Origin of the sequence: Bacillus bingmayongensis, assembly GCF_000299035.1 — a bacterium.
Taxonomy (GTDB): domain Bacteria; phylum Bacillota; class Bacilli; order Bacillales; family Bacillaceae_G; genus Bacillus_A; species Bacillus_A bingmayongensis.
Window position 1 is genome coordinate 17,975 of sequence record NZ_AKCS01000026.1, and the last position, 12,940, is coordinate 30,914.

Consider the following 12,940-nt stretch of genomic DNA (forward strand, 5'->3'; position numbering starts at 1 on the left):
TTCTATCTTATGAAGCTAAGCCAAACAATTTATGAATAAATTCTTTCTGGTTTTGGACAGACTTGCCCGGTAAAACAAGTTGCCCCTTTTTCATCATATGCATGGCTTCAACACCACTCAATATAGAGATTGCTGTTTTAAATGACTTTAATCCTAACATAGAACGAACTCGTTTTTTAATAAACCGGTGGTCTTGTTCCACTATATTATTGAGATATTTAACTTGCCTTAGTTGTATGCCTTCAGGCATATGTTTCTCTTCTTTCAACTCTTGAATCGCTACAGGATAGGCAAGGTTCTTATCTACAGTTATCACGCGAGGTTTAGAAACATACGAAAAAGCCAAGGCTTTCTTGAAAAAGCGCTTGGCTGCTTGCTTATCTCTTGATTTACTTAGATAAAAATCAATTGTATTCCCTTCTGAATCAACTGCACGATATAAGTACATCCATTGACCTTTTACTTTAATATAAGTTTCATCGACTCTCCACGAATCATTTGTTAATTTAAGATGATGTCGTACTTTCTCTTCTAATTGAGGTCCATATTGATGAACCCAACGCATAATCGTTGTGTGAGCCATAGATAAGCCGCGTTCCTCCATCATTTCCACCAAATCACGAAAACTGAGGCTGTACCGTAGGTACCATCTAACCGTTAACAAAATAATGTCAGGCTGATAATGCTTCCATTTGAACAAATGTTGTTTTTCCATACCGATCACACACCTTTATAGAGTAATAGTATCAGTATGTCCAAGATTTGGAGATTATTTGCAAGAGCTTTAAAGTTTTTGCACCAGAACCAAAAATATAATAAGCTGCCCATATGGACAGCTCCTTTACATAATTCTCGAAAAGTGGAAGTTAAATTGTTGTACGAGTTAACAAAATACTTTCTATACCCTTAACATTATCAACAATACATGTAGGATTGGATTGATTTAATTCTTCCAATGAACCATAGCCATATGTAACTGCGATAGAATCAATACCTGTATTGTTTGCACCAATTATATCGTGCTTACGGTCGCCAATCATAACGAAATCGCTATGTTTATATTCGTGATATTTATCAAGTATGTACTGAATGATTTCAGTTTTTGAGCTTCGGGTTCCATCAAGATTACTTCCCACCACATGATCAAAATAACAGTCTATTTTAAAGTATTCTAATATCTTTTCTGAGAACACAGTAGGCTTAGAAGTTGCTACGACTAAGATATACCCCTGCTTTTTCAAAGTATCTAAGAGTGAAGGAATATCAGTATATAATTTATTCTCGAACATCCCTTCTTTTTTAAACCTTTCTCTGTAAAAACCAATTGCTTGTTTTACCTCCTCAGTATTGAAACCGTAATACATAGCAAACGATTCTTGTAATGGTGGTCCAATGAAACAATCAAGTTTATTAAGGTTAGGCTCTAGAATACCCATCTTTTCAAGTGCGAATTGAACTGATTTGGTTATCCCTATCTTAGGATCAGACAGTGTCCCATCCAAATCAAATAAAATTATCTTGTATTCTTTCAAACTAATCTCCCTTTCTGCATGCAATATTTATCCTATCCCACCTCATAGTATCATACTGGATATCTATTGATTACTTGCAAATTTCTATATGTATACCCTATACACACTTGGTTTACATAAACTCACTTATCAGTAGTCACTGTATCTAGAAAAAACCCCTTCAATTTACTTACTGAAGGGGTTTCGTATTTACATAATTGTCGTTAGTGGAAGTCATGATTTATTAAGTAATAGTTCTAGTGTTCTTGTATCACTACTTATGTACAACAATATGTAGCATCGCTAAAGGCATCTTCAGGGATATATACTTTACCATCTTTTATTTCATACGGAATGTTATTTCTTTTTAGTTTAGCTGTATCAACAGTATCAACAGTGCTACCCCACTGTTCTAAGTTACTGTTGTACTTTTGACAAGCAGGTAACACTAAAAGAGCTGTAAAACATAAAAGTAGATTTCTAAAACGATGTTTTTTCATAATAATCCTCCTCTTCCTTGATTGTATCATTCGGGAGAAGTGATTTGTCATGAAAATTGGATGTATATTCCATACACAGCCGGTTAACATAACGTCCTATTATTGGAAGGGATTTATTGTAAAAAAACTTCTTGAAAGTTATAGTTGTATTATTGGTTTTTACATAATTATCTGATAACAACGAAAGGATATTGATAAAAATGAAAATTAGTAAACAAAGTGCAGAACATTATAGGGGAGATAAATGCGATGGATGGCGTTTAGTAAACCAAAATGATTTAAGTGTTATTCACGAACGGATGCCACCTAATACCTCCGAAGTACGTCATTATCATACAAAATCTCGGCAATTTTTCTTTGTATTAATCGGTACGGCTACACTAGAGATAGATGGGCAATTAGAAAATATAGCGCCCGGTTCTGTTGCAAAGTTTGAAAAAAGCATAAACAGGTTGGTAAATGAGGAACAATGTTTAGGAAATAGCTAGTAATTGTTGAAGTTCATTGTACGTTGAAAAGGCGGAGTCTCTTTGAAGACTTCGCCTTTGTTTATATAGGGCATGAATGGTCTCGATACTTTTTATCGTACGTGAAGCATGACGAAGATTTTGAAATCCTGCGGATTTGACAAAACGTCTCTTTACATGCCTATGATCCTGTTCAATAAGATTGTTTAAATGTTTGATTGTACGATGGATTGTAGTTTGATAAAATCCTTGTTTTCTTAATTTGTTAAATGCGCAAAGTAATGCCGGCGCTTTGTCTGTAGTGAGAACCGTTGGTTCTCCAAAATGTTTTACTAATCTTTTCATGAAAGCATAGGCAGCCTGATGATCCCGTTTTTTACGAAGTTGAATATCCAATGTGTGTCCATCTTTATCAATTGCACGATAGAGATAACGCCATTCTCCCTTAACTTTGATATAAGTCTCATCCAAATGCCAAGATAAGCGTGCAGATTTATTTTTCACTTTCCAAATTTGATAGATGAGATTGCCATATTCATGAACCCATCGCATGATGGTTGTTGGGTGAACTGAAATACCACGTTCTTTCAGGATTTCAGATACATCGCGATAACTTAAAGAAAAACGGCAGTAGTAGCCGACAGCTACTAAAATAATATCTTTCTTGAATTGTTTTCCTTTAAAATACCTCATGTCTGATTCTCCTAAATCTTGTTTTCTAGAGTGTATCTTCATGTAGAAAACTTTGCAACAGAACCATAAATACTAATAGCTTACAAATATCAGTTTTCCAAGAAACCTTCACTTCAAAAAAACAAAAAGATGTTAAGTGAGAAATAATTCACTAAATATCAATGTCTTGTAAACAATTTTACTGATTACAGCACGATAATTAGCATTAACATATCAACTGGAGTTAGTATAGTCATATGGACACAACTTAGTTAAGTCCTTACAATGGATTTCAAGGAGGAAGTGTCCGTATGGCAAACAAGAAATTTAATGCAGAATTTAAAAAGATGGTTGTTGAATTATATCATTCAGAACGATCTGTGAAAGAACTAAGCAGCGAGTATGGTGTATCAGAAGTAACAATTTATAAATGGATTAAAAAATATTCTCCTATCACAACGATTGATGAGGAAGAAATGACACTAGAAGATCTGAAACAAATGCAGAAAGAAATGCTTCGTCTGAAAGAGGAAAATGAGATTTTAAAAAAGGCTATGGCCATATTCGCAAAAAAATAAAAGATACAGAATTACATCAATTTATCGATTATCAAAAAGAAACATACTCTGTTCATATGATGTGCCAAACTCTTAGAATAGCGAGAAGTTCGTATTACCAATCTCAGCGCAAAACAGGGTCAAAACGTAGTCGTGAAAATAAAGAATTAACCCAGAAAATTATACAAATTCATCAAGATAGTGAAGAACGTTACGGCGCACCTAAAATTCACCAAATACTATTGGAACAAGGATTACAACTAAGTATCAAGCGTGTACAACGGATTATGAAGAGAGAAAATATCCGTTCCAATATATTAAAAAAATACAAACCACATTCATCAAAATCAACTGTAGAAGAACGTACAAATCTATTAGAACAGGACTTCTCCACAACGACAATAAATGAAAAGTGGGTTGCGGATATTACCTATATTCACACAAAAAAAGATGGCTGGTGTTACTTGGCATCTGTGATGGATTTGTATTCTAAGAAAATTATTGGTTATTCATTTTCACGAAATATGACAACGAACCTTGTAGTAAAAGCATTAGAAAACGCTTACTATACACAAAAGCCATCAGAAGGTCTCATTCTACATACTGACTTAGGAACACAATATACCAGTCAAGAATTTCAAACCTTACTCGCGAATTACAACATAAAACCCTCTTTCAGTAAGAAAGGCTGTCCATATGACAACGCTTGTATCGAGTCATTTCACGCCATTTTAAAGAAAGAAGAAGTATATAGAACACAATATGTCACATTTGAACAAGCAAATCTAGCCCTATTTCAATACATTGAGGGATTTTATAACCGCAAGCGAATTCATAGTAGTATTGGTTATAAAACTCCCCAAGCAATAGAAGATCTGGCTAAAAAAGTAGCATAGACTTAACTTTCTTGTGTCCAAGATATTGACTCAAATCCAAACAGACATTAACATGTTAACGAAAACAAAGATATAAATGTTAATTTCATATCAACAGTAACTTAATTATTAAACTAATATTGATTTAAAGTTAATGAATATATTAATAGGAGGATATTTTTCTCAACTCGTAATAAATCATAGGCCATTAGCACTGATCGAAAAAAACTATAAAACGAATAGCCCCTTGTAAAGTATATATATTTGTAAAAAAGTAAACACCTTCACAGATACTCTATAAATAATTCACTAAATAAAAAAGTGTTAACCATTCTCTACAAATAACCTCTGGTAGATTACTGCTATTCGCTTAAATAAATTATAAAACGTACAAATCATTATCAAATACTGTTTTGAATCACTTTAAATTTTAATGAAAACTCAAGAATCAACTATATATAATTTCCACAGAACGAAAAACCTCGATATTTATACATTTATAATTGATATAACATTAACAACTAAAGAGGCTTTCATTACTATAGTCAATGTCTTGTTAATATCAGTTCTATTACATATCAATTTCATATCTCATGTTAATGTCATTCTTTCTAATGAACCTAAGTCATATATACAAAAGTAAAATTCAATCCCCATGCTGAATAATATTTAGTACTCAATTGCGTAAAAATGCTTACCATACGCGAATATACTATTTATAAAATTTCACCTCTAACTTATCAATGAAAGATTTTAGACGCACTGGATCGATTGTTTTTGACTGTGATAAGACATAATTTTACCAAGGAAGAAGACTATATTAGCAGCATAGCGATTCGTATCCAGCTTAATGTTATTACAAAGTTTTAATATCATTATATTTTACTTTCAAATCTCTATTTTTATTTTTATAAATACTGTACAGATCGTTTTGTTAATCTCATAGTGACTTTAAGTCGTTTTACTAATACAAAATAAGCTCACTATCATCGATGTGCATATAGTTTTAGTTGATATAACATTAACAATGATAATATATTCTATTTTTATAGTAATGTCTTATCGATGTATTCTTCATTACATGTCAATTTCATATTTCATGTTAATGTCTGTTTTTGAAGGTGTTTAAGATAATAGAGAGCCCAAGTATCTAACATAGCAATCTCAATCCCTCTAATTTGCTTAAATCATCCTATAACCAACTGTTAAGTTCGCGCTATAAGCTAAACAATATCCATACTCAATTACATATGAGCACGTATCTGTACATAAGCATAATATTTTGTACGTTTTATATAAGATTACTCGTGTTAAATTAGATTCATTAAACCAACTAAATTCTATATCATGACAAAATACTCTTGCAGGTTTATATAAAATAAACAATGAAACCAATATTAAAAATAACAGAGAAGAACATACTAGTAATACAAAGATTCATATCACTTCTATAAGAATAACAGGGCTAGGTAAACATTAACTCTATTTAAAGGATCAATAACTTACTAGTATTATTAAGCTACTAGCATCATCATATTAGTAGTGTTGCCTTTTTCTATCTTTTTATACATTGAAATTGGAATTTAATAATCTACTTTTCTCATTTTCCACAGAACACAGTCATTATATCCTCATAATTTGTTTACAAAACACTTATATTTCCTTATCATTAATAATAAGCAATATACTATGTTAATCTCATAGCAACTATAAGCCATATTTCTAGCACAAAATATACATACTATCATTAATATAACATTGATATTTATATGTTTTTAGTCAACAAAACATTAACAATCTAAATAAATTGTAGATTTATAGTCAATGTTTTGTTAATACACTCTTGGTTATATGTTAATCTCACATTTCATGTAAATACCTAAGTTAGTAGGTATTTACATTGATATTATCGAAATAACTATTAACATGTTAATTTCAGTCCACATGTTAATTTTAATTCAAGTGTGTATTGAATGTTTTTTCAAGGAGGTAGGACAATGATTGATCAAAAAAGCGATGATGATATATTAAACGATAATGTTTTTGAGAAGGCATGGAGGATAACAGAATTCTCTAAATTAGTCGGACGTCACCATAATACAGTGTATAATTGGTTCAATATTTTAGAAGAAAAAGGGCTACATGAAACTTTAAGAACCCATAACACAAACGAAAAGCTCTATAACACTTTAGATCTTGAAATCGCTCTTTTTATAAAACAAAAAAGAGATGAGAAGTGGTCTTTAGATGCTATTATTGAACTTTTACCACATCAATTTGATTTAAGACCAGTACCACTAGAGAATCAAGCAAATGAAGTATCTACCCAATTAAACCTTCAAGCAACTGCAGAAATCATTGAAAAAATGGTGAATAAGCAGATAGAAGAAAAAATAAAAACTATTGAGTCTCAGTATGAGGAGAAGATAGGAAATATATTAAAACAGCTGCCACAACCTGAAGATGCAGAAACTTTAAAGATACGTCAACGTCAAGAAAGACTGGATAATTTCATTATTGAACATAGAACACGCCAGGAATTAAGAAAACAAGCAGAAAGCCTCTGGAATAGCAAACCTGATGAGGAACGTATTAAAAAGGTAGGATGGTTTAAAAAAGAAGAAGATTTAGCTAAAAAGCAACTCTTCATTGAGCAGTACATACATGATAATATCATTGATCATATGAAATCTCTCATGAATACGACGGTGGAATAACAAAAAGTCTGGAGCTTGCTCCAGACTTTTTGTTATTTTGTAGTACCAAACATCTTATCTGGATCTAAAAAGTCAGCTAATTCAGCATCTTCATTGGCTCCAGCTTCTGTATTTTCTTCGTCACTACCCATATCGATAAAATCACCAAAGGCAAAACCTAAGTCCTCATCCTCATCAATACTTTCTATCGTACTAATTTGAGACTTTTTATACTGAATTTGACTTTGCTTCTCTTTAAATTCATTAAATTCTTCAACTAATCCCTTAGATAATCTTGATGGTAATGCATCAGTTTTATAAAACGTATATACACTTCCCAAGAAATCATTCTTACTTACTAAATATCCATTAAAAACAGTACCGTTTATAGGTAAATTATTTGAAACTTCTACTTTAGCATCATCCATGAAGGAATCATCAATGTTTTTTTGTTCATCTAGGATAGCAAGCATACCAAAATGGTGTACTTTTGATGCATCAACAGAACCATCGTTATTCTTTTTCATCAAATCAATTGGATGATGGAAAGAGCTTCCTCTTAATGATTCTTGAAACATTTCTACAATTGCATGGCTATTTTCAATCTGGTTCATATTACGCGAAACCTTATTAATTACTAAACAACCTGTTTTCTCAAGTAAAATACGTTTAAAGTCTTGAGAATCAAGTATTACAGATGTTCCAGAACCATTTGCAGCTGTATTTAATTCATGAATAATTTCACTAATGCGTTGATTTGCATAATCACGTGCATTGGCAATACCTTTTTTCTCATTTTCATTTAGCTCTTTAAATTCATCATAAAAGTGCTGATTATCAGCAAATACTACAAATGCTACACCTTTTGATTTATCATTAGCTAATTTCCAAATCTCCTGAGAAAACTTATTAACTTGTCTTAGTACATCCGGTCCATCTGCTCTTACTGGAAGTGTTACAACAATCCCCATTTTAATAAAATCTTTACGCTCAATAGCATTTTCAAAAGCGATTCTCGCAAATTTTGCTTGATTTGCTTTTATCTCTGCCATAGGGTATTGTTGTGCAACTTTTTGTAATTCCTGTCTAATTACAGGCTTGTTATGAAAAGCAGAAAACTCTTCAATCGCCTTAATGATTGTAGAAGTTCCTGTTCCTCCACCTAGGCCTGCAAAGAATAACACAAGTTCATCAGATGGTCTTACACGTTCCGTGATAAATTCTTTTAATTTTTCTTTTGCCTCATCATTTGAATCAAGTACCTTTACTGCACGCTCAGGATTTTTACCTAAACCACCTAATTTGAGTGACACTTGGTTGCTTTTTGGTACATTTTTTAGTTCTGCTAGATCTCCATCATTACTGTTTAATGCTAAGCAGTTATATACTGATGTTCCATCTGTATGTTTATATTCAGCAAATTTATCTACCATTCTAGTACCAGCCTGACCAAAACCAACCATCGTCATCTTAACTGCTACTTCATTCTTCAAGAAATTTTTCGCCATTATTTTATCTCTCCTTATTTACTTATTTACTTTTTTTCTTTTCCCTAACTCAATAAGTACTTGTTGTCCTCTATAAGTTGAGATTAAAAATTTATACGGGTGCATAGCCTTTTCATAGATTAAAGACATTGATGATAGTGTACTAACACTTATTTCAGCTGAACGTCTTGATATATTGGTGCGTTCAACTTCTAATGAATAAGATTTTCCTTTTGTTTTCTTTACTCTCCTATCAATGACTACATTTTCTACTATTTCATTAATTGATATGCCCCTCATATATTTGGTTTCTTGAAATTGTTTATTTACGATGTTTCCTATGTATAGAAATACACTATATAGTATCTCGTCTTGTTCAAGAATATCTGCGAACATGTTTACTACTTCATCCGTAAATTTTATCGTTTGATACTTTTCACTTAAAACCTCGTTCAAGTTGTCCCCCCCTTAAACCATTGGTTAATTATTCCTAGAAACATAGTACATCATTATAAGGCGTATATCAAGTCATTATATATAAAACTTATATATAGAACTTATAAATCTCATTATTAAAAAACTCTTTATTTTACAAGGTTTCATATATACAGCGTATATATACTATATTAATCTTATATTTCATGTGATTCACATTCTAAACTCTTAATAGAATAGATTTCACTAACATTACTATATTAAGTAAACATATCTCCCAAAAAACAGCACAATACGTTAACATGAAACTCACATATTAAATAACAAATTTTATATACATCGTATATATACGTTTTATTTATACTATGTATAATAATCCCCTTTTATAAAAGGGGATTCACTTTTAACATATCAATTTTATATCAATATTAATATAATAAGCTTTATATATAAGACTTATATATAAAGCTTATATAAACTGCTTATTACTGATAACAAAAAATGCAATGCTTTCATAGCATTGCACTCATAATATTTATAATGTTATGTAACTTTCATGTAATGCCAGGAACAACTCATCCTGGTTATCTTTCTTTGTTAATAGTTTGGTTCTACACATTTCATCTATTGTTAGGGGAGAGGTTGTCACTGTCATGTTATATTGATACAGCTCTTCATTTAACTCTTTTGTTAGTTCACAAAGTTGCATGTACAGCAAGAAAAAATGTATTTCTTTTGAATCTAATTCATTATCTTTTTCAGTCATTTCTAGAAATTTATTTGTGAATGCTGTTAATTTCATATCTACAAAATCATTCTGGCTTACCAGTAATTCCAGAACATCTTTAAAATTTATTACAAAACAACATCAAAAGTCTTTCGAGTTGTTTTTCATTGGGATAACATGCTGCTCCATTCTTTCATAAAGGCCCAATAATCGCTTAATGAAAGAAAGCTTTGGTGCTATCCAATACACAAATAAAGCTGAAATAATGCCTACAAGAGCTCCTGTAACAACATCGATAGGGTAGTGAACCCCTACCCAAATACGCGATATGGCTACACAGAATGCAAGCATAAGCCATAACCATCCTTCCTTTTTGCGAACAAGCCAGATAGAAGCACAAAGAGAGAAAAATAAAATCGTATGGTCACTTGGAAATGAGTTATCGATTTCATGCTCAACAAGTTGATTAACATTTGGAAGTACTGCAAATGGTTGATGATGCGAATAAAATTGACCAACAATCTTCCCAATAATTTCAGCGACAATGAATGCTAGTCCACCTTGAATAATCATCATTCTATTTTTGTTGTTTCGGGTAAACCAATATATAAGAACACCCAAGACCAAAGCATATAACATATATTCGGCAACAAAAACCATCATTGGATTTAGAGATGGGTTTTGTTTCCCTAGATCATTAATCCATCGAAAAGCATCGATATTAAACTGTGAAAACAACATGTTTAAATTCCTCCAATCATTGAAATTTCAAATCTAAAAACACATCACACATATCCAAATATTCAATTGTTTATATTAGGGAAGGGAAAAACCTGAAACTCATATTTCCATTGTAGGAAAGCGATTTTAAATGCTTCTTAACCTTTTCTTAACAATTTCTTAACAATAACAAATAAACCTTACAACAATCACGTTGTAAGGCTTTACATTCATATATTGGAGAGTCTATCTCAACTTTTAGGTGAGTTGATAGAACTGATTTTTGAAAGGACTTCTCTTTACAAATATGACTAACGTTTAGGGATGAAATCGGGGAATCACGTTCAATTATATAGTTAGATCATCTATAATTGTAAACTAAACTTCACATGAAGTATTGGCTTACTTCATTGCTACTAAAGCAAGAAATACGCAAATGTAAACTGAGTAATAACATGTGCTAAAGCGTGTGCGATTATCGCATATTGCAATCCTAACTTTTGATACAACCAACCAAAAAGTATGCCAGGAACGCCATTAAGCAAGAAGCAACGTATCAAGATAAGGGCATTCAGACCACCAAAGGTCATAATCGTTGCTGGAATATGTCCTGCTGCAAACAAGAGTGATGATACAATGTTCGCCACTACAAATACCCATACTGGAATATTCTCTTTTTCTTTACTACGAGCAAACAACTTCCACAAAATAAAAGCAGCCAATGACATGAAAAATAATCGCATCATGATTTCTTCTACTACTCCGCCGTAAATAACCGATGCTGCCAGATGGAGCAGAGAGTAGTTATCCCTCGTATAAACTACCGCAACTTCGGGAATCACTTTGGCAAAAGTGAAATAATCCAATACTAAAAATAGAGCAACTATCATGCTAATTAATAAAGTAATTAGAACACTTCTCTTTGTAAAAGTCAGCTTCTTCAGCAAGTTCACCTTATCGGCTAAAATATAACCGAAAAATCCCATAATGCCGGTATATAAAACGCCCGTCTGAATACCCGAAATTAGAATATATGTTTCTTTTGGCATCTGCGCTACTATCTGGTCACCCATTTTCAGATTCAACATCATACATCCTATCAGCATTCCAGCAATAATACCGATTGGCAACACACAAAGTGAAAATTTTAATGCCCGTTTATATAGGTTTTTCACGCTCATTCACTCCTAATTTGAATTTTAAGGTGCCAATGATACTCTTATACCTCGGTAGTTCCGCCAAGGCAGCAAATGCAGGATTATCTACAATACTTTGCAGCATATTTGCTTTGATGGTATCTTCGTGACGGACAGTCTTCGATCCAAGCTGAAACTCCTCAAACCAGCCATCAATAGCATCAAAATAAGAATCACCATGTAAGTTATATAGAGAAAAATCTATCGTACAGACAGACGAATACTTTTGCAGCATATCGAGTGCCTTTTCATGATTTTTCTGCATGCAATATACCAGTGCAGCCGCATAGTATACCTTTATAATCATATTTGGATGCAGATTTTCTATTTCATAAGCATCTGCAAGAGCAAAAGTGCGTTGTAAGATTTCCTCTGTTTTTTCTACATTTGAAGCATTCAGCATCAAATAAGGTGGTATTCCTTCGATCAGCAAGATTAAGTGCTGATACATGCTGATTTGCATAACCTCATTAGCTTTTTTTACATTCCCCATCATTTGATACGCCTGTGCTATCATTTCATCGTCCGGGGACTTTGGGCGGATGGTTTCACCAAGTAAGTCCAGAATCTCCTGCGGTTTTTGTAACATAAGATAGCAAATGGCTTCCATCGATACTGCATCTTTAGCGAGCGAAACATCTTCACTTTCTGTTCTCACCCGGACGCACAAGTTAACAGCTTCCTCAAGAGTTTCTATTTGTTTTTCCGATTCTGACGCTAACATATGGTGGTTAGTGAATAGTACCGCCATCTGAAGCAGTAGGGGAAAACAAGAATAATATTTTTTGATGATAGTCCTGCACTCTACAATCACTTCATCAAAAGGCTTTTCAGCAAAGTTAGATGCGAGCCTGTGATACAGCTTTTTAATATCATCCTGTGTCATTTGGGGCGCATATCCTATTAGTTCATCTATACTGATATTAAAATAAATTGCTAACTGAGGAAGAAAGGTAATATCGGGATAACTTTGGCTTGTTTCCCATTTTGAAACTGACGCTTTTGTAACACCAATATAGGTCGCTAGTTCATCCTGCGTAATACCCTTTTCTCTGCGTTTTGCAATAAGTGTTTTAGCAATATTGATTTCTTTCATT

13 protein-coding genes are annotated in these 12,940 nt (G+C 32.5%); 3 read left to right on the forward strand and 10 right to left on the reverse strand.

Translation table 11 applies throughout. From position 1 onward, the window contains the following. Nucleotides 1-7: 7 nt before the first annotated feature. The 3 genes from Y7E_RS0105220 to Y7E_RS0105230 all read right to left on the reverse strand — a co-directional run bounded on the left by Y7E_RS0105220 (nt 8) and on the right by Y7E_RS0105230 (nt 2,011). Nucleotides 8-715: an IS6 family transposase gene (locus Y7E_RS0105220; RefSeq protein ID WP_026049096.1), complete on the reverse strand. Its 708-nt coding sequence runs from the start codon at nt 713-715 to the stop codon at nt 8-10. A 151-nt stretch (nt 716-866) separates the two neighbouring features. Beyond that, nucleotides 867-1,532 (reverse strand): HAD family hydrolase, encoded by a 666-nt coding sequence (locus Y7E_RS0105225; protein WP_034277777.1) that lies wholly within the window; start codon nt 1,530-1,532, stop codon nt 867-869. Between the two features lie 257 nt (nt 1,533-1,789). Next, nucleotides 1,790-2,011, reverse strand: a complete 222-nt coding sequence (locus Y7E_RS0105230; RefSeq protein ID WP_017150236.1) for a hypothetical protein — start codon at nt 2,009-2,011, stop codon at nt 1,790-1,792. A gap of 200 nt (nt 2,012-2,211) precedes the next feature. Between Y7E_RS0105230 and Y7E_RS29110 the strand changes: the two genes are divergently transcribed. Beyond that, nucleotides 2,212-2,499 (forward strand): cupin domain-containing protein, encoded by a 288-nt coding sequence (locus tag Y7E_RS29110; RefSeq protein WP_017150237.1) that lies wholly within the window; start codon nt 2,212-2,214, stop codon nt 2,497-2,499. Here the strand turns inward: Y7E_RS29110 and Y7E_RS0105240 are convergent. Then, nucleotides 2,485-3,171, reverse strand: a complete 687-nt coding sequence (locus Y7E_RS0105240) for an IS6 family transposase (RefSeq protein ID WP_017150238.1) — start codon at nt 3,169-3,171, stop codon at nt 2,485-2,487. The genes Y7E_RS29110 and Y7E_RS0105240 overlap by 15 nt on opposite strands. Nucleotides 3,172-3,461: 290 nt before the next feature. Here Y7E_RS0105240 and Y7E_RS0105250 point away from each other — a divergent pair. Both Y7E_RS0105250 and Y7E_RS0105255 read left to right on the forward strand, forming a co-directional pair. Beyond that, nucleotides 3,462-4,603 (forward strand): IS3 family transposase gene (locus Y7E_RS0105250; protein ID WP_087957792.1). Its coding sequence is split into 2 segments (ribosomal slippage): nt 3,462-3,693 and nt 3,693-4,603, totalling 1,143 coding nucleotides; the frame shifts between segments, so codons are not numbered across the junction. A 1,976-nt stretch (nt 4,604-6,579) separates the two neighbouring features. Then, complete coding sequence (locus Y7E_RS0105255) at nt 6,580-7,299, forward strand: MerR family transcriptional regulator (protein WP_017150241.1); 720 nt, start codon at nt 6,580-6,582, stop codon at nt 7,297-7,299. Between the two features lie 32 nt (nt 7,300-7,331). Here Y7E_RS0105255 and Y7E_RS0105260 read toward each other — a convergent pair whose 3' ends face one another. The 6 genes from Y7E_RS0105260 to Y7E_RS0105285 all read right to left on the reverse strand — a co-directional run bounded on the left by Y7E_RS0105260 (nt 7,332) and on the right by Y7E_RS0105285 (nt 12,939). Beyond that, nucleotides 7,332-8,786 (reverse strand): FtsZ/tubulin family protein, encoded by a 1,455-nt coding sequence (locus tag Y7E_RS0105260; protein ID WP_017150242.1) that lies wholly within the window; start codon nt 8,784-8,786, stop codon nt 7,332-7,334. 18 nt (nt 8,787-8,804) lie between these two features. Beyond that, nucleotides 8,805-9,221, reverse strand: a complete 417-nt coding sequence (locus Y7E_RS0105265; RefSeq protein ID WP_017150243.1) for a hypothetical protein — start codon at nt 9,219-9,221, stop codon at nt 8,805-8,807. Nucleotides 9,222-9,735: 514 nt separating this feature from the next. Continuing rightward, the gene (locus Y7E_RS0105270; protein ID WP_017150244.1) at nt 9,736-10,002 is read right to left on the reverse strand and encodes a hypothetical protein; all 267 of its coding nucleotides are present in this window, start codon (nt 10,000-10,002) and stop codon (nt 9,736-9,738) included. A gap of 66 nt (nt 10,003-10,068) precedes the next feature. After that, the gene (locus Y7E_RS0105275; protein WP_017150245.1) at nt 10,069-10,668 is read right to left on the reverse strand and encodes an undecaprenyl-diphosphatase; all 600 of its coding nucleotides are present in this window, start codon (nt 10,666-10,668) and stop codon (nt 10,069-10,071) included. A 395-nt stretch (nt 10,669-11,063) separates the two neighbouring features. Then, a complete protein-coding gene (locus tag Y7E_RS0105280) occupies nt 11,064-11,822 on the reverse strand; it encodes a CPBP family intramembrane glutamic endopeptidase (RefSeq protein ID WP_017150246.1) in 759 nt (252 codons plus the stop codon). Then, on the reverse strand, nt 11,806-12,939 hold the full coding sequence (locus tag Y7E_RS0105285) for a helix-turn-helix domain-containing protein (RefSeq protein ID WP_017150247.1): 1,134 nt from the start codon (nt 12,937-12,939) through the stop codon (nt 11,806-11,808). Before Y7E_RS0105285 ends, Y7E_RS0105280 begins: the two co-directional genes overlap by 17 nt. Between the last annotated feature and the right edge of the window lies 1 nt (nt 12,940).